The organism is Stackebrandtia nassauensis DSM 44728 (genome assembly GCF_000024545.1).
In the GTDB taxonomy this organism is placed as follows: Bacteria; Actinomycetota; Actinomycetes; order Mycobacteriales; family Micromonosporaceae; genus Stackebrandtia; species Stackebrandtia nassauensis.
In genome coordinates this window covers 6,331,882-6,348,662 of record NC_013947.1, presented here as the reverse complement: position 1 = coordinate 6,348,662, position 16,781 = coordinate 6,331,882, and the positions used below count along the sequence as shown (strand labels likewise).

The following is a 16,781-nucleotide window of genomic DNA, read 5'->3' as shown; positions in this document are numbered from 1 at the left end:
GGTCCGGCGGCGCGTCGCGAAGCGGTGTTTCAGACGGAGGACGGCTCGGTCTTGGAGCCCTTGAACATGGCGAGCAGTCGCTTGTTCTGGTCGCGACGGCCCCAGGCGATGAAGACGAACAGCGCCGCCAGCACGATCGTCTGCGGTGCCGCCCAGGCCATCTCGAGCGCGGTGAGGTTGGCGACGGTCGCGCACACCATCACGATGGCCAGGCCGCTGGCGGCCAGGCTGGACAGTCGCGGGATGACCAGGCCGATGGCGCCGGCCAGCTCGACGATGCCGGTCAGGTAGCGGAACCAGTCGCCGAAGTCGATCTTGCCGAACATCTCGACGGCGGTCGGGTCGCCCAGCAGCTTGGGGGCCGAGGCGAACACGAAGAACGCGGCCAGCAGGCCCTGCAAGACCCACAGGATGATGTTGAGGGCTTTGCCGGGGCGCTTGGTGTCCTGGGCGGGGGTTGCGTTGTCAGACATTGGTTTCCTTCATATGTGAGGTGTCTGAAGGGGGGCGCCTTCACGGTATGTGTTAGGTATGACGTAACGGAGACGCGGAACTCATCGCCGCGTCGCGCGGAAACCTCGATGACGGCGGTAGGGTGCGCTTCGTAAACTGTCCGGGTGACGAATGAAGCGAAGAACCAGGCCCGTACGGAACTCCCACCGCAGTACGCGCCCGTAGACGTAGAGTCTCGGCGCTACCAGCGGTGGGTAGCCGACGGCCGGTTCACCGCTTCGGACGACGGCGACAAGCCCGCCTACTCGATCGTGATCCCGCCGCCCAACGTGACCGGCAGCCTGCACCTCGGGCACGCCATGGACCACACCATCATCGACACCCTGATCCGCCGCAAGCGGATGCAGGGCTTCGAGGCACTGTGGATGCCGGGCATGGACCACGCGGGCATCTCCACCCAGAACGTGGTGGAGCGGCAGCTGGCCGAGGAGGGGCTGTCGCGGCACGACCTCGGCCGCGAGGCGTTCGTGGATCGCGTGTGGCAGTGGAAGTCCGAGTACGGCGGCAAGATCTCGGGACAGATGCGCAGGCTCGGCGACTCCGTGGACTGGGACCGGGAACGGTTCACCATGGACGAGGGGCTGTCGGACGCCGTCCAGACGATCTTCAAGAAGCTGTACGACGACGGCCTGATCTACCGGGCCGAGCGGATCATCAACTGGTGTCCGCGCTGTATGACGGCGCTGTCGGACATCGAGGTGAACCACAGCGACGACGACGGCGAGCTGGTGAGCATTCGCTACGGGCACGGCGACAACGCGATCGTGGTGGCCACGACCCGGGCCGAGACGATGCTCGGCGACACCGCCGTGGCGGTGCACCCCGAGGACGAGCGCTACAAGCACCTGGTGGGCACCGAGGTGGAACTGCCGCTGACCGGGCGGCGGATCCCGATCATCGCCGACGAGCACGTGGACCCGGAGTTCGGGACCGGCGCGGTGAAGGTGACCCCCGCGCACGACCCCAACGACTTCGAGATCGGGCAGCGGCACGGTCTCCCGGCTCCGCTCATCATGGACGAACGCGCCGTCATCACCGCGCACGGACCGTTCCTGGGGCTGGACCGCTACGAGGCCCGTCCGGCCATTGTGGCCGCTTTGCGGTCCGAGGGCCGGATCGTGGCCGAGAAGCGTCCCTACGTCCACGCCGTGGGCCACTGCGACCGCTGCAAGACCACCGTGGAACCGCGGTTGAGCCTGCAGTGGTTCGTGAAGGTGGACCCGCTGGCCAAGGCCGCCGGTGACGCGGTGCGCGAGGGCAAGGTGCGGATCCTGCCGCTGGAACAGGAGAAGCGCTACTTCTCCTGGGTGGACAACCTGCACGACTGGTGCATCTCGCGGCAGTTGTGGTGGGGCCACCGGATCCCGATCTGGTACGGACCGGGCGGCGAGCAGATCTGTGTGGGTCCGGGCGAGACCGCGCCCGAGGGGTACACACAGGACGAGGACGTGCTGGACACCTGGTTCTCCTCGGCGCTGTGGCCGTTCTCGACCATGGGCTGGCCGGAGCAGACCAAGGCGCTGGAGAAGTTCTATCCGACCTCGGTGCTGGTGACCGGCTACGACATCATCTTCTTCTGGGTGGTGCGGATGATGCTGTTCGGTCTCTACGCCATGGACGGCCAGCCGCCGTTCAAGGACGTGGTGCTGCACGGCCTGATCCGGGACCAGTTCGGCAAGAAGATGTCCAAGTCCGCGGGCAACGGTGTCGACCCGATCGAGTGGATGGACGCCTACGGCTCCGACGCGGTGCGGTTCACGCTGGCGCGCGGTTCCAACCCGGGCGCCGACCCCGCGATCGGCGAGGACTGGGTGCAGGGTTCGCGCAACTTCTGCAACAAACTGTGGAACGCCACCCGGTTCGCGCTCATGTCGGGTGCCACCACCGAGGGGCCGCTGCCGCAACCCGAGCAGCTGTCCACTATCGACCGGTGGATCCTGTCGCGGCTGTCGCACACCGTCACCGAGGTGGACGCCCAGATGGAGGCGTACCAGCTCGGCAAGGCCAGCGACACCCTGTACCACTTCGCGTGGGACGAGGTGTGCGACTGGTACCTGGAGCTGAGCAAGCCGGTGCTGATGGCTGGTGGCGAGGCCGCCACGTCCACCCGCCGGGTGCTGGGCCACGTGCTCGACACGCTGCTGCGGCTGCTGCATCCCATGACGCCGTACGTGACCGAGGAGCTGTGGCTGGCGCTGACCGGCGGCGAGGAGCGCGGTGAGTCCATCATGGTGGCCGAGTGGCCGACGGCCGGTGCCACCGACGCGGCGGCCGAGAAGACCGTCGCGGGCATCCAGCACCTGGTGACCGAGATCCGCCGGTTCCGCAGCGACCAGGGCCTCAAACCCGCGCAGCGGGTGGCGACCCGGCTGTCCGGTCTGGACCGGGCCGGTCTGGCCGAGCACGAGGGTCTGGTGCGGTCGCTGGCGCGGCTGGACGAGCCCTCGGGTGAGTTCACCGCGACCGCCAAGCTCGCGGTGACGTCCGAGGTGACCGCCGAACTGGACACCCGGGGCACCATCGACGTGGCCGCCGAGCGCGCGCGGTTGGAGAAGGCGCTGGCCGCCGCGAAGAAGGAACTCGACGGCACCGAGCGCAAGCTCGGCAACGAGGGTTTCCTGGCCAAGGCGCCCGCCGACGTGGTGGACAAGATCCGGGCCCGCAAGGCCGCCGCCGAGTCCGATATCGAGCGTGTCAACGGTCAGCTGAACGCGCTGCCGTCGGCTTAGTCAACAGTTCCGGCTGGGCCGGGGTGTCATCGCGACACCCCGGCCCAGCCGTCTTTTCGTCCGAACGCGCCGTGGGGTCATGCCCGCTCGGCCTGCTGCTGCTTCTTGTGCTTGTCGGCGCCCCAGCCACCCAGCAGCAGGCCGATGATCGCTACGAGCACGTATCCGGCGAGGGTGACCGCGAACCCGCCCGGCAGCCAGTCCAGCAGGCCGCGGTCGCCGTGGTCGATCAACAGCCGGATCGCTCCCTGGCCGCCGATGGCCAGCACGACCATGCCGCAGATCTGAATCACGAGGAACTTCATCGTTCGCCTTTCGAGTTTTAGCAATGCACTTGCATTGTAATACGATGTCTACTCGAACGCAATGCGATCGCACCGCCATGGAGGCACCAGGCCATGCCCAGGCTCGTCAATCACGCCGACCGCAAGAAACGGCTGGTGGAAGCCGTGTGGTCCCTCGCCGTGCGCAACGGACTGGAAGGGGTGACGCTGCGCAAGGTCGCCGCCGAGGCGGGTGTGTCCATGGGACAGGTGCAGCACTACTACCCGTCGATGAGCGACCTGGTGCAGGACGCGATGCGGCGCTCGGTGCTGGAACTGAACGCCAAGATCGAGGCGGGCATCGCCGCGATCGACACGGCCTCAGCCGAGGACATGCTGCGGCAGTGCCTGTACGCGATGGTCCGGCTCGACGAGGAGAGCGTCCGGCTGATCCGGTTCTCGCTGGCGGTGGTGGGCCGGGCCATGTCCGACTCGTCGATGGCGCAGATGCTGGCCCCCGCCGACGACCAGCTGCGCGACTTCACCGCCGGACTCATCACCGCCGCGCGCGTCGAACGGGGCGTGGAGCGCGACGCCGACGCGCACATCGACGCCGACATCTGCTGGGCGGTCGCCGTCAGCCTCGGTGTGGACATCGCGCTGGGCCACCGCGGCGCCGAATCGGCGCTGGCGGTGCTGACCTACCACATCGACCAGCTGCTGGCGGCGCGCTAGCGGCTGGGGTGGCGGGGTCTCACTATTCGAACTGCGCGACGAAGTCGTCCGTGAGGAGCGACAGTCCGAAGGTGAGCACGATCACGACGGCCGCGATCACGAACACGAACAGGCCGATCATGACCGCTATCGACCGCAGCGAGTCCTTGCGGGGTGAAGACACGGGAAACCTCCAGCCGCCAAGGATACCGCGTAGGTGGCGGGGTCAGCCGACTCGCGGATCGGGGACCGGCGTCTGGCGTCCGTCCACTTCGGCGTAGTTCCAGGCCGGGCCCGCGGCCGCGAGCTCGGCGACGGCGGCGATGAGCCGGTCCACCTCGGCTTCGGTGGTGCCAAGGCCGATGCTGGCCCGCAGCGCCTGCGGGGAGGCGGGTTCGCCGCCGCCGCAACCACTCGGCGCGGTGGTGCGGTGGCGGCCGACGAGGCGGCGGGTGAGCGGGTGGGCGCAGAACAGGCCGTCGCGGACGCCGATGCCGTACTCGGCCGACAGGGCCGCCGCCGCGACTCCGGCCGACAGTCCGTCGATCGTGAACGCGACGGTGCCGACCCGGTCGGAGTCGGGGCCGAAGATGTGCAGCTGGTTGACGCCGGGGATCGCCGACAGGCCGTCGGCGAGCCGGGAGCGCAGCGCGTCCTCGCGGGCGACGAGCTCGGAACGGCGGGCGTTCGACAGGGCCTCGCAGACCGCGCCCAGCGCCACCGCGCCGATGACGTTGGGGCTGCCCGCCTCGTGGCGGGCCGGGCCGGTCTTCCAGGTGATGTCGCAGGTGGCGTCGCCGACGGTGGCGGTGGCCCCGCCACCGGCCAGGAACGGGTCGGCGGCGTCGAGCCAGTCGGAGCGTCCGGCCAGCACCCCGGCGCCGAACGGGGCGTACAGCTTGTGGCCGGAGATCGCGACGTAGTCGACGCCCAGCGCGGCGATGTCGATCGCGCGGTGCGGGGCCAGCTGCGCGGCGTCCAGCACCACCCGGGCACCGAAGCGGCGGGCCGCGACGGCGACCTCGGCGATCGGGAACAGCTCGCCGGTGACGTTGGAGGCACCGGTGATGGCGACCAGGACCGGCGCCTCGTCGCCCAGCACCTCGAGGGCCGACACGATCGAACGCACCGCGGTGGCGGGGGAGTCGGGGACCGGCAACCGGATCGGGTCGGTCCACGGCAGCAGGTTCGCGTGGTGCTCGGAGTCGAAGACGACCACCCGGGTGCCCTCGGGCACCGCGCGGGCCAGCAGGTTCAGGGATTCGGTGGTGTGCTTGGTGAACACGACCGAGTCGTCGGGACGGCAACCCAGGAACCGTCCCACGGCGGCGCGAGCCTCCTCATAGGACCGGGTGCACTCGCGGGACAGCCAGCCCGCGCCCCGGTGCACCGCCGTGTAGCGGGGCAGCAGTTCGGCCACCGCGTCGGCGGCGGCCCGGATACACGGGGCACTGGCGGCGTAGTCGAAGTTCGCGTACCGGGTCGACGTACCGTCCACAAGCGGCACCTCGGGCGCCTCGACGACGTCGAGCTCCCGCGCCCGGTTCGCGGCGGCGGGCAGCAGTTCGGCCAGCGGCCGGGGACGGGGAATCACCGCAGCGGGGCGGTTTATGAGTGTGGACGTAGCCATCGGGTGCCTCCATCAGGTCCGTGGGACCCGAGGGGCCCGCGCTTGTCGCGGCGCCGGTATTGACGCCGAACCCGGTCTTCACCCGGGGCACCCCCACGCGGAGTTGGGTTGCCGGACAGCCAGCCGGGGCTTAGCGCTGTCACTCATGACCTGACAGCGAACTTAGCCGACGACCCCTCGGCTGTCCACCCCGTGTTCCGGTTCGTGAGATACGCAACCGATAGTCTTTTCGGCATGACGAGCGTTTCTCCGGCGCCGCCCCAGCCGCCCCGGATGGAGGACGGGCCGACCGTGCCCGTCAAGGACGGGTTCTCCTGGGGCCGGTTCTTCATGATCATCGGCATCATCGTGCTGCTGGCCGCCGGAGCCGTCGTCATGACGTGGGCGACCGGGTTCAACCTGGGGCTGCGCGCCACGATGGTGGGCCTGGCGGCGGCGATCCTGCCGGTGCCGCTGCTCGTCGCGTGCTTCCTGTGGCTGGGGCGCTACAACCCCAAGCCCGCCTGGTATCTGGTGTTCTGTTTCGCCTGGGGTGCCCTGGTGGCCACGTCGGTGGCGCTGGGCGTCAACGGACTGGGGATGAAGCTGTACAGCCTCGTCGACTGGCCGTGGCCCGAACCCGAGATGCAGAGCTGGGCCGAGATCTTCACCGCCACCACCGTCGCCCCGGTGATCGAGGAGTTCATGAAGGCCCTGGGGCCGTTGCTGATCTTCTGGTTCCGGCGCCGGCACTTCACCGGACTCGTGGACGCGCTCGTCTACTGTGGCTTGTCGGCGGTGGGTTTCGCGATGGTGGAGAACATCCTCTACCTCGGTCGCGGCTACGCCGAGGGCTCCAGCGGCGACCTGGGAGCCGCCGGGGGCGCGTTGGTGGCGACGATGACGTTCATCATGCGGATCTTCTTCTCCGGCTTCGCCCACCCGCTGTTCACGTCGATGACCGCGATCGGGCTGGGCCTGTCGCGGCGCCGGGCCCGCAACGGTTTCACCCGTTGGCTGCTGCCGGTCGGCATGATCCTGGTGGCGATGCTGCTGCACGGACTGTGGAACCTGATGGCCTCGCTGGGCCCCAACGTGTTGCTGTCGGGCTACCTGTCGGTGATGATGCCGATCTTCTTCTCGGCCGTCGGCGGGGCACTGTGGGTGCGGGCCGCCGAGGCCCGGCTCGCGGTGCGCGAACTGGCCGACTATGTGGACGCGGGCTGGATCTCGCCGCCCGAGATCGCCGCCCTGGCAACCTATCGCCGCCGCGCCGCCGCCCGCCGCTGGGCCCGTCGGGTCGCGGGCGACACCGGCGGCAAGGCCATGCGCGACTACCAGCACCTGGCCACCCAGCTGGCGCTGCTGCGCGACAGCATGCGCCGGGGCGTCGCCAATCCGGACGACCAGCAGCGCGAGTACGCGCTGCTGCGGTCACTGGTGGCCTGCCGGGAACTGTTCGCCGGAGCCGATCGCACGATGCCACACGCCAAATGGGACGGACGTTACTACCAGATCGAGTTCCCCGACCGCTCGGTGCGCCAGGTGAACCCGCCGCCGCAGCCGGTCATGCCGATCCCGATGGTGGTTCGCGCGCCGGTGAATCCCGGCTGGCCCCGGCCGCGTTACTGACCGAAGTGTTAGCTCGCGCCGTCGCGGCTTTCGCGCCCCGACATGACAGACTGACTCGTCATGAGACGACTACTTGCTGTCATCGGCGCTGTCGTGGCCCTCGTGTTCGCAGCTCAGGTCGCCGCCTTCGCCGAGCCGGTCCCCGAAAGTCTTGCGGCGCAGCCGATCGCCGGGGCGACCTTCAAGGGACCGGTCCACGCGCTCGCTTACGCGCGCGGCAAGTTCTTCGTCGGCGGCGAGTTCGCCGAGGCCGTCGCCGACGGCAAACTCCAGCAGCGCACCCACCTGGCGGCGGTGTCCCCCGAGGGCGACCTCGAGGTCTTCTCCCCGGAACTGAACGGCCCCGTCTACGCGCTGGCCACCGGTTCCCACTACCTGTACGTCGCCGGACGCTTCACCGAGGCCAACGGCCACCCCGCCCGGCACCTGGCCCGGTTCTCGCTGCGCACCGGCGCCGTGGACCGCGACTTCGACGTCTCCGTCAACGCGCTGCCTCGCGCCCTGGAACTCGACGGCACCCGGCTGTACATCGGCGGGGACTTCAACACCGTCAACGGCCAGCCGCGTGGCAAGGTTGCCGCCGTCAGCACCGGCACCGGTGGCCTCGTCGGGGACTTCGCCCCGATGTTCGACCGGGGCGTGCGGACGCTGGAAGCCGCCAACGGCAAGCTCTACGTCGGCGGCGGCTTCACCGCCGTGGGTGACACCCAGGTCCGCAAACTCGCCGCCCTGAACCCCGACTCCGGCGCGGTGTACTCCAGCTTCGACCCACAGGACAAGGGCCTCGTCTACGACATCGACGCCTACGACGGCCGGATCTACGCCGCCACCGGCGGCCAGGGCGGCCGCGTGATGGCCTACGACTCCGGCGGCGGCACCGACTGGGAGCGCATCACCGACGGCGACGTCACCGCCGTCTCGGTCAGCCGCGGCGTCGTCGTGGCCGGTGGCCACTTCGACAGGCTGTGCGCCGGAGACGACCTGGGCGCCAACGGGCGGTGCCTGGACGGCGTCTTCGCCGAACGCGGCAAGCTGTTCGCCGTCAGCACCGGCAACTCCGTCCACTCATGGAATCCCGGCGCCAACTCGGTCACCGGCACCCACTTCCTGGCCCGGGGCGGCGGCGTGCTCGCCGCGGGCGGTTCGTTCTCGACCTTCGCCGGCGGTGAGATCAACCGCCGCGGACTGGCCCTGTTCCCGTACTAGGCCAGCCCACTTACTCTTGAGCCATGACCGACTCAGGATGGGCCACGCCGGGCGCCACCGCGCCCGGACGCGGGCAGTACGCGCAGGTCGGTAGGCCGCAACCCCAGCAGCGGCCCCCACTGCTGCCGCAGTCCCAGCCCCAGTGGGGGCGCCCCGCACGGCCGGTGGACGAGACGCTGACCCGCCCCACGTACCGGGAGCCGCATCGGTCTACTTCGGCCGGAGTGTTCGCCGGAGCGGGCGTCGCGGTGCTGTGGTTCGTTATCACCGCGTTCCTCGGGACCGATCTGCCATCCCGCTTGTGGGTGATGCTCGCCGCGAGCCTGGTCGCCGCGGGTGCGGCATTCCTGTTGGCGCGCTACGGTGACCGTGGTGCCGCAGCGGGTGTCGCGGCGGTGTCCGGTGCCGCGGTAGCCGTCGTGGGCCTTGTGGTGGAATTGCAGCACCTGCTGTACGAAACCTGGGTCCTGTGGTGACGACCGGGCACCGTGCGCAATACCCTGAGAATTTCTCAAGCAGTTCTTTAGTCCCATCGGACCATTCCTCTACGGGAGAACACATTGTCCTACTTCGCTGTCGCGGCCACTCGCGCCGACGACGTCTGGGAGGCCGCGGAGATTGATCTGGACTCGGTCGGCGATCTCGACGACGTGATCGACGTGGTACGTGACGTCGATCCCGAGGCTCAGATTTCGCTGCTCTTCGTCGAAGCCGACGACGAGTACCTGGTGATCCTGCGTCTGGATAACGGCGACGACGCACGGGTCTTCGGTTCTGACGCGCCCTTCGCCGAGGAGAGCCGGCTGGGCGCGGTGCTGCTGTCCGACATCGACGCGGATGTGGCTCCGGTGCCCAACGGGGACGACGACCTCGAAACCCCCGTCATGAGCGAGCTGGACGCCCAGCCGGTCGGTGAGGCCGACCTTCTGTCCGATCTGGGCGTAGCCGCGGCGACGCTGCTCAACCTGTGCGCCAAGGACGGCATGCTTCCGTCCGATGTGACCGCCGAGGTCGCGTCGCTGATCGGCTGCGGGGACGTCGTCGACGAGGTCCACGATTAACCAACGCGAGACGTGGATGCGGCGGGCGCTCGCGGTCGCCGCCGAATCCGGCTCCGACGTACCCATCGGAGCCGTCGTCTACTCGCCCGACGGCATCGAGCTCGCCGCCGCCCACAACCTTCGCGAGGCCACCGGCGACCCGACCGCGCACGCCGAACTGGTGGCGCTGCGGCGGGCCGCCGAGGTCCACGGCGACGGCTGGCGGCTGAGCGACTGCGTCCTGGTCGTCACGGTCGAACCCTGCACCATGTGCGCGGGCGCCATCACCTTGTCCCGCATCGGAACGGTGGTGTTCGGCGCCTGGGAGCCCAAGACCGGCGCCGTCGGCTCGCTGTGGGACGTGGTGCGCGACCGCAGGCTCGCCCACCGCCCGCAGGTGTACTCCGGCGTCCTGGAAGCCGAGTGCGCCGCGCTGCTGCGGGGGTTCTTCAGTCCGACAGATAGTCGATGAACTTGGCCCGCAGCAACGGTTCCGACGAGCCGTAGTCGGTGTCGTGGCCGGTGAGCTCGTGCCACAGCGCCACGACGCTGTCGATGGCCGCGCCCACCGATCCCAGTGAACCGTCGACCTCCTCGGCCTCGGGGGCGTGCGGCAAATGACGCACCACGTCCCAGAAGAAACCCAGATCATGACGTTGACGGGCACGGGCGAAAGCCCGCTCGCGCAACTGTTCGGTGGAAAGTTCGTCCAAGGTGGATTCTGCCATGGCGCCCAGCATAGTCGCTAACCCGACATTTGGGGCAGCCGAAGCGTGCGCGGGCGAGTGTGCGGACCGATACGCTTCGTGTTGAAGGGGGAACACCACCATGACACGAACAGCAACGCGGCTCGCCGGTGCCGTCGTCCTGACGGCGGGACTGCTGGCGGTGCCCGCCGCGGCCTCGGCCAGCGCCGTGGACACCGTCGTCGAGGGCCACTACAGCCTGAAGCTCACACCGAAGCAGGGCGCGTCGATCTCGTACGACCTGTCCTGCACTCCCGACGGCGGCTCACACCCGAACACCGCCGCGGCCTGCGAGGACCTGGACGCCGCCGACGGGCACGTCACCGACATCCCGGCCCAGTCCGGCCCCTGCACCAAGGAGTTCGCCCCCGTGGTCGCCATCGCGAAGGGCGTCTGGGACGGTGGCGAGCGCAGTTACGAGCAGGAGTTCAGCAACGAGTGCGAAGCGGTCGCGCGAACCGGCGGTGCCGTCTTCGACTTCTCTTGACACACCTATGAAGCCGCTGTGCCCGCGCGAACGCGGTCGTGGCGGCTTCAGTGGGCCTCAGTGTTTCCTCGGGAGCCAGTCTTCTTCGCGTGGCTCGGGCTCGTCGGTGCCCGACCTCGGTTTATAGGCGTCGTAAGGGTCGTCATAGTCGTCGTCCCTCGCGTCGTTTCCTGACAGTTCGCGCTCAAGCGCTCCCAGGTCGGTGTCCGGCGTGTGGTACTTCAGTTGCCGGGCTACTTTCGCCTGCTTCGCCTTAGCTCGGCCGCGCCCCATATGGCTCGACCCCCTCGCACAGAATCATCGGGGCTACCGCAGGGGCGCCCCGGAAAAGTTGACATCTCTCGTGGCTCCTACGGTACAGCGCGACTGGCGGTCTTCCCACCCGGCCCACCGGCAAAACTGGGCTATTTTTCCGGACATATCCCCACAAACTTCGCGAATTTATGGGGATATGTCATCAGAATGCGGTAATGACCACGTTTGGCGCGGCCCGATACGCCATCTATGACTGGGGCAGGTGAATGCTCCGCAACCGACCGCACTCGGCCATCCGGCGTTCGGCCAGTCGGTCGGCCGCCACCGCCGGGGGGACTCCCTCGGTGTCGGCGGTGCGCAATATCTGTCCGGTGATGTCGAAGATCTTGGACGCGCGGCGCTTGGCGCGGTCGAAGTTGAAGCCGTGGATCTCGTCGGCGACCTGGATCACGCCGCCGGAGTTGACCAGATAGTCGGGGGCGTAAAGGATGCCGCGATCGGCGAGCAGCTTCTCGACGCCGGGGTGGGCCAGCTGGTTGTTGGCCGCGCCGACCACGATCTTGGCGCGCAGCGCCGCCACCGAGTCGTCGTTGAGGGCGCCGCCCAGGGCGCAGGGCGCGTAGATGTCGATGTCGGAGGCGATCAGCTTCTCGGTGGAGTCGACGAAGCTGGCCTGCGGGTGGTTGGCGGACAGCCAGTCGTGGGCCTTCTCACTGACGTCGGTGGCCACGACCTGGGCACCGGCCTCGATGAGGTGCGTCACCAGGTGCCGTCCGACCTTGCCGATCCCGGCGACGCCGACGGTGCGGCCGGTCAGGTCGGCGGTGCCGTAGCGGTGCTGGGCGGCGGCGCGCATGCCGCAGAAGACGCCGTAGGCGGTCAGCACCGAGGAGTCGCCGGCGCCGCCGTTCTCGACCGAGCGGCCGGTGGCGTGACGGGTCTCCTTGGCGACGATGTCCATGTCGTGCACGTAGGTTCCGACGTCGCAGGCGGTGATGTAACGCCCGTTCAGCGACTCCACGAAGCGCCCGTAGGCGCGCAGCAGCGCCTCGGACTTGTCGGTCTCGGGGTCGCCCCAGATGACGGCCTTGCCGCCGCCGAGGTCCAGGCCCGCGAGGGAGTTCTTGTATGCCATGCCCTTGGAGAGGTCGAGGGCGTCGTGGACGGCTTCTTCCTCCGACGCGTAGGGGTAGAACCGGGTGCCGCCAAGTGCCGGGCCCAGGGCGGTGGAGTACACCGCGATGATGGCCTTGAGGCCGGATGGTTTGTCCTGGCAGAAGACGACCTGTTCGTGCCCGGTCAGGTTCTCGGGGGCTTCGAATACGCCCATGGTGCAGACTCCACGTTCGTTGTGTCCTTATGGGACATTAATACCGACTGGCGGGGTTGCCGCCTTCGGCAACACTAGACCGTCGGCCCAGTTCATACACGCTGGTGGTGGCACGACAGTGGTGCCTTGCCCGTCGCGCTGAGTTTCGTGCGAAGATCGCGCCGTGCAGACTCCATGCGCGGCGTTTCTGCGGGTGTACGAGCCGCTTGCCGCCTTCTCCGACGAGCGGGCGGCACTGTGGCGCGAGTACGCCGAGGCCGGCCAGGCCGTTTCCGCGCGTGAGGGACCCGCGATACAGCGAAAACTCGTGTACGAAGCGATGAACCCCGAATGGGACATTCTTCCCCGGGTCCCCGAGCAGGCCTACGTCCTCGACACCGAGGACGGGCCGCTGATCTGTCCGTGGGAGCTCAACGAACGCAGTGCCGCGGCGGTGCGCGGCATCGGCGACCAGGTGCCGCGCAACCTCGTCGACGCCTTCGCGCCCCGGCGGCTGACCATGATGGCGGGGGCGATGTCGGCCGGCCCGGACGCCCGCGGCGACTCCGATGCGGGCCCGTGCTGGCACGAGCACGTGGCGATGTGGCACGTCCCGACCAAGTGGTTCGCGTGCGTGGAGTCCTCGGAGCGGGAACTGGTGCTGGAACCGGGCAAGCGTGGCCTGCGGTACCGGGTGCCGATGGCGCGGGCCCGGCGTCGGGCACGGCGGGCATACGGAATTTTGCAAACTTCTCTGGGACGAAGCAACCCCGTGGCCGTCAGCGTCCGTCAAGTCTCCGAGTGGCTTTCCGTTTTCCACCCACGATCTATGGTCGAAGTGGACTATGGTGGGTTGGTCTGGGTACTATCCGACGCCGACTTGCGTGGCGATGACTCGCCGCAGCTGGTGCACGACGGGTTGACGGCCCTGGCCCGTGGCGATGTCGTCGCGGCCGGTCGCGGCTACGAGCAGCTGATGCGGCGGTGGCGGGTGATCCGACTGCGGGAACGGAGCAACTTATGGACGAAAACGCTGACATATACCCCTAAAACCGGAAATATCAGTGTTTTCCCCACCTGTCGGTTGAATCGCTTTTGACCGTTCGGCCTATGTCACACCCCGGCATCGGCCCGGACGATGGAAACGCGCTCAGATCGCCAGCCCCATCCGGGCGATCGCGCGATGAGAATTTTGAGGAGAAACCCATGACAGCGCGTACGCATGACCCCGAGCAGCTGCTGACCCCGGCCGAAGTGGCGTCCATGTTCCGCGTCGATCCCAAGACCGTGACCCGGTGGGCCAAGGCGGGCAAGCTCAGCGCCATTCGCACCCTGGGCGGGCACCGCCGCTACCGGGAGTCCGAGGTGCGCGACCTGTTGCACGAGCAGATCCCCGCGCCGCGCGAATCGGTGGAAGACCTGTCAGCTCAGTAACCTGCCATTGGCCAGCGAACGTTCGCGGGCGGCTCGCGACGGCACCGACGGTGCCGGGACGAACCGCCCGCTTTCGTGTCCCCTGGGGAAGTGGCAGCTTGATGCCGACGCCGACCGTGCCGTCCGCGACACGGCCGCCGCCCGCCGCCGGTGTGCGCCCGTCTGAGCCGTAATCTTGCTGCTCGTGGATGTCACGGTGCTCAGCCTCGTCAACGGCCCCACCGGTTGCGGAACCCGCACCCCGGTGCTGGCCTGCGTCGACGCACTCAAGGCCGCCGGAGCCCGGGTCGAACTGGCCGAGGCCGATGACGACGCCGGGATCGACACCGTCGTGACCGGAGACGCCCGCATCGTCGTGGCCGCCGACACCGACGCCCAGGTCCGGGCGGTACTGCGCCGGGCGGTGCGCTGCCTCGCCCCGCCGCCCAGCTCCCGCCCCGACGACCTGCCAGGCGACCGCACCGTGCCCGACCTGCCGCCGCTGGCGATCCTGCCGCTGGCGCAGACCCCCGACCTGGTGGCCGCCCTGAAGTTGCCCGACACCCCCGAAGCCGTGGCCGCCGCCGTCATCGGCGGGGCCGTGAAACGCACCGACCTGCTGCGCAATGACGCCGGGGGCGTCACCGTGCACGGCGTGCGCGTCGGCGGCGGGGACACGCCGTGGCGGGGCAAGATCGCCCTCGACGACGCGATCCTGACCGCGGGCCAGGAAGCGCTGGTGACCTGCGTGGTCGCCAACGCCGACGGCTACGGCGAGGTCGACGGGCTGCCGCTGTCGCAGCCCGACCCGTGCGACGGGAAACTCGACGTCGCGGTCGCGGTGCCCTTCGTCCACCGGGGCCTGTTCAAGCGGCGCACCCGCGTCGAGGTTCGCCGGGCCGCGGGCCGGGCGGTGGAGATCACACCCGTGGATCCGGTGCCGTTCGTCGACGACGGTGTCGTCGGTGAGCTGCGACGCAAGCGCACCTGGTGGATGGAGCGCGCGGCGGCGGGCTGGTATGTCGATGCCCCGGCGTGAATGAGAGCATTTCCCCATTGACCTCACTTTGCCGTGGGCCGGAGCTCGCCTCAAGACTGGTGAGTTCCCCGGAAGCTGACTACGCTGTGTGACGGTGATCCCGTTCCCAAGATCACCGTCGACGCACCGACAGTGGGTTCGGCAGGAACATAGCTCTAAGGAGTTTTAGGCAGTGGACCACCAACAGGCCCGCCCCGAGACCGGAGACAACGCTCCGGCAGAAGTCCCTGCGGATGATCAGAACACGGTTCCCCACTGGTCACCCTTCGCCCCGCAGAGCGAGGAGACGGCCGGGCACCACGTGACGCCACCGCGCGACGGCTCGCAGCCGCAACCACAGCCCGACTACGGTCACACGGCCCAGCACCCGGTGGTGCCGCCGCCGGTCTACGGCGTCGGGCAGCCGCAGCAGCCCGACGGGCCCGGCCGCGCCTACCCGCAGTCGCCGCTGCCGTCGTCCTACCCGCCGCCGAGCCCACCGGACGCCTGGCAGCACGAACCCGAGCAGCCGGTCTCGGCCCCGTCGTCGAACACCTGGCAGCACCCGCCGGAGCCGCCGGTGGCCCCGCAGTCGGAGACCTGGCAGGCCGAGCCGGAACAGCCCACCTCCGCGCCGCCGCCCGACGCCTGGCCGATACAGGCGGAGCAGCCGGTCTCGGCCCCGCAGCCGGACCCGTGGCAGAGCCAGCCCGAATACCCGACCTCCGCGCCGCCCCCGATCGGGCAGCCCTCGTCCCCGCCGCCCATCGGGCAGCCCTCGTCCCCGCCGCCCATCGGGCAGCCCTACGGGTCGGAGCCGCAGTCGCCGGCCCCCGGCGCCAACGCGCTGCCGGTGCCGTACCCCGACCAGCCGGGCGCGCTGGAACCCACCCACGTGACCGCCGACGACTTCGCCCGCCGCCGGGCCGCCGTCCCGGAGAAGCCGGTGGCGACCATGGGGCCGCGTGCCGCGCTGCGCAAGGGCACCTTCGGTCTGCTGGCGATGTCGCCCAGCAAACGCGAACGCGAGATCACCCGCTCCACCGAGGCGGTGCGCCGCAACTTCGGCGGCCTGCGTCAGATCACCGTCGTCAACCCCAAGGGCGGCGCCGGCAAGACCGTCGCGGTGCTGATGCTGGCCATGATGTTCGGGCAGCGCCGGGGCGGCTACGTCCTCGCCTGGGACAACAACGAAACCCAAGGCACCCTTGGCATGCGGGCCCAGCAGGACTTCCACCACCGCACGGTGCGGGACCTGCTGCGCGACCTCGACCACTTCCGCGGCCCCACCGGACGCGTCGGTGACCTGTCGCAGTACGTGCGCTCGCAGGGCGAGGCGATGTTCGACGTGCTGGCCTCCGACGAGTCGGCGACGGCCGGCGAGATGCTCACCTCGCAGGCGTTCGGTGACATCCGTGAGGTCGTGAGCCGGTTCTACAAGCTGATCGTCGTCGACACCGGCAACAACGTCCGGGCCGCCAACTGGCAGTCCTCGATGGACGCCACCGACCAGCTGGTGGTGACCATGTCGGCGCGCAACGACTCCGCCGAGACGGCGGCGCGCATGCTCGACCACCTGGAGCAGAGCGGACGGCGGGAACTGGTTCGCCAGGCCGTCAGCGTCGTGTCGATGCCCGCGCACCGCAAGGACCTCGACCTGCCCGCCGTGCAGCGGCACTTCTCGGCCCGCACCCGCGCGGTCCTGTTGGCGCCGTACGAGAAGCTGCTCGACTCCGGCGAGCCGATCCGCTACGGCGTGCTGAGCCAGGCCAGCAAGGACGCCTGGCTGAAGATCGCCGCGTCGGTGGCCGAGGGACTTTAGGAGGGCTGTCACCCGCGCCAGGCGT

At 69.3% G+C, this 16,781-nt stretch carries 19 protein-coding genes and 1 riboswitch; of the genes, 12 read left to right on the top strand and 7 right to left on the bottom strand.

The annotated features are described in order from the left end of the window. Nucleotides 1-29: 29 nt before the first annotated feature. Entirely contained in the window at nt 30-473 is a 444-nt protein-coding gene (locus SNAS_RS29650) for a DoxX family protein (protein ID WP_013021192.1), read from the bottom strand. A gap of 144 nt (nt 474-617) precedes the next feature. Between SNAS_RS29650 and SNAS_RS29645 the strand changes: the two genes are divergently transcribed. Beyond that, nucleotides 618-3,242 (top strand): valine--tRNA ligase, encoded by a 2,625-nt coding sequence (locus SNAS_RS29645; RefSeq protein WP_013021191.1) that lies wholly within the window; start codon nt 618-620, stop codon nt 3,240-3,242. 77 nt (nt 3,243-3,319) lie between these two features. Here SNAS_RS29645 and SNAS_RS36040 read toward each other — a convergent pair whose 3' ends face one another. Then, on the bottom strand, nt 3,320-3,547 hold the full coding sequence (locus SNAS_RS36040; RefSeq protein WP_013021190.1) for a hypothetical protein: 228 nt from the start codon (nt 3,545-3,547) through the stop codon (nt 3,320-3,322). 93 nt (nt 3,548-3,640) lie between these two features. Here SNAS_RS36040 and SNAS_RS29635 point away from each other — a divergent pair, with 93 nt between their 5' ends. Next, nucleotides 3,641-4,240 carry a TetR/AcrR family transcriptional regulator gene (locus SNAS_RS29635; protein ID WP_013021189.1) on the top strand — a complete coding sequence of 200 codons (600 nt, stop codon included), beginning with the start codon at nt 3,641-3,643 and terminating at the stop codon, nt 4,238-4,240. A 22-nt stretch (nt 4,241-4,262) separates the two neighbouring features. On the opposite strand, the gene SNAS_RS36035 is transcribed toward SNAS_RS29635, so the two are convergent. Together SNAS_RS36035 and SNAS_RS29630 are read right to left on the bottom strand one after the other, a co-directional pair. Further along, nucleotides 4,263-4,403: a hypothetical protein gene (locus SNAS_RS36035; protein ID WP_013021188.1), complete on the bottom strand. Its 141-nt coding sequence runs from the start codon at nt 4,401-4,403 to the stop codon at nt 4,263-4,265. A 42-nt stretch (nt 4,404-4,445) separates the two neighbouring features. Continuing rightward, entirely contained in the window at nt 4,446-5,849 is a 1,404-nt protein-coding gene (locus tag SNAS_RS29630; RefSeq protein ID WP_013021187.1) for an aminotransferase class V-fold PLP-dependent enzyme, read from the bottom strand. 33 nt (nt 5,850-5,882) lie between these two features. Next, a riboswitch (SAM riboswitch) is annotated at nt 5,883-6,000 on the bottom strand. 83 nt (nt 6,001-6,083) lie between these two features. On the opposite strand from SNAS_RS29630, the gene SNAS_RS29625 reads away from it, so the two are divergent. From SNAS_RS29625 to SNAS_RS29605, 5 genes are all read left to right on the top strand, one after another. Next, entirely contained in the window at nt 6,084-7,460 is a 1,377-nt protein-coding gene (locus SNAS_RS29625) for a PrsW family intramembrane metalloprotease (protein WP_083787266.1), read from the top strand. A gap of 60 nt (nt 7,461-7,520) precedes the next feature. After that, nucleotides 7,521-8,666: a PQQ-binding-like beta-propeller repeat protein gene (locus SNAS_RS33500; protein ID WP_013021185.1), complete on the top strand. Its 1,146-nt coding sequence runs from the start codon at nt 7,521-7,523 to the stop codon at nt 8,664-8,666. Nucleotides 8,667-8,689: 23 nt separating this feature from the next. Continuing rightward, a complete protein-coding gene (locus tag SNAS_RS35480) occupies nt 8,690-9,142 on the top strand; it encodes a hypothetical protein (RefSeq protein WP_013021184.1) in 453 nt (150 codons plus the stop codon). 84 nt (nt 9,143-9,226) lie between these two features. Continuing rightward, nucleotides 9,227-9,727: a tRNA adenosine deaminase-associated protein gene (locus tag SNAS_RS29610; protein ID WP_013021183.1), complete on the top strand. Its 501-nt coding sequence runs from the start codon at nt 9,227-9,229 to the stop codon at nt 9,725-9,727. Next, complete coding sequence (locus tag SNAS_RS29605) at nt 9,723-10,178, top strand: nucleoside deaminase (RefSeq protein ID WP_280101522.1); 456 nt, start codon at nt 9,723-9,725, stop codon at nt 10,176-10,178. The genes SNAS_RS29610 and SNAS_RS29605 overlap by 5 nt, the downstream gene beginning before the upstream one ends. Here the strand turns inward: SNAS_RS29605 and SNAS_RS29600 are convergent. Then, entirely contained in the window at nt 10,156-10,446 is a 291-nt protein-coding gene (locus SNAS_RS29600) for a hypothetical protein (protein ID WP_013021181.1), read from the bottom strand. The two genes, SNAS_RS29605 and SNAS_RS29600, sit on opposite strands and share 23 nt — an antisense overlap. Before the next feature lie 88 nt (nt 10,447-10,534). Between SNAS_RS29600 and SNAS_RS29595 the strand changes: the two genes are divergently transcribed. After that, nucleotides 10,535-10,939 (top strand): SSI family serine proteinase inhibitor, encoded by a 405-nt coding sequence (locus SNAS_RS29595; protein WP_013021180.1) that lies wholly within the window; start codon nt 10,535-10,537, stop codon nt 10,937-10,939. A gap of 57 nt (nt 10,940-10,996) precedes the next feature. Here SNAS_RS29595 and SNAS_RS29590 read toward each other — a convergent pair whose 3' ends face one another. Both SNAS_RS29590 and SNAS_RS29585 read right to left on the bottom strand, forming a co-directional pair. After that, a complete protein-coding gene (locus SNAS_RS29590; protein ID WP_013021179.1) occupies nt 10,997-11,212 on the bottom strand; it encodes a DUF3073 domain-containing protein in 216 nt (71 codons plus the stop codon). 229 nt (nt 11,213-11,441) lie between these two features. Beyond that, the gene (locus SNAS_RS29585; RefSeq protein WP_013021178.1) at nt 11,442-12,524 is read right to left on the bottom strand and encodes a Glu/Leu/Phe/Val family dehydrogenase; all 1,083 of its coding nucleotides are present in this window, start codon (nt 12,522-12,524) and stop codon (nt 11,442-11,444) included. Between the two features lie 163 nt (nt 12,525-12,687). Here SNAS_RS29585 and SNAS_RS29580 point away from each other — a divergent pair, with 163 nt between their 5' ends. The 4 genes from SNAS_RS29580 (at nt 12,688) to SNAS_RS36415 (ending at nt 16,756) form a co-directional block, all read left to right on the top strand. Next, nucleotides 12,688-13,602 carry a DUF8083 family protein gene (locus SNAS_RS29580; protein ID WP_013021177.1) on the top strand — a complete coding sequence of 305 codons (915 nt, stop codon included), beginning with the start codon at nt 12,688-12,690 and terminating at the stop codon, nt 13,600-13,602. Nucleotides 13,603-13,709: 107 nt separating this feature from the next. Further along, nucleotides 13,710-13,937, top strand: a complete 228-nt coding sequence (locus tag SNAS_RS29575) for a BldC family transcriptional regulator (RefSeq protein WP_013021176.1) — start codon at nt 13,710-13,712, stop codon at nt 13,935-13,937. 184 nt (nt 13,938-14,121) lie between these two features. Further along, nucleotides 14,122-14,955 carry a hypothetical protein gene (locus SNAS_RS29570; protein WP_013021175.1) on the top strand — a complete coding sequence of 278 codons (834 nt, stop codon included), beginning with the start codon at nt 14,122-14,124 and terminating at the stop codon, nt 14,953-14,955. Between the two features lie 172 nt (nt 14,956-15,127). Beyond that, entirely contained in the window at nt 15,128-16,756 is a 1,629-nt protein-coding gene (locus tag SNAS_RS36415) for a MinD/ParA family ATP-binding protein (protein ID WP_013021174.1), read from the top strand. The last annotated feature ends 25 nt before the right edge of the window (nt 16,757-16,781 follow it).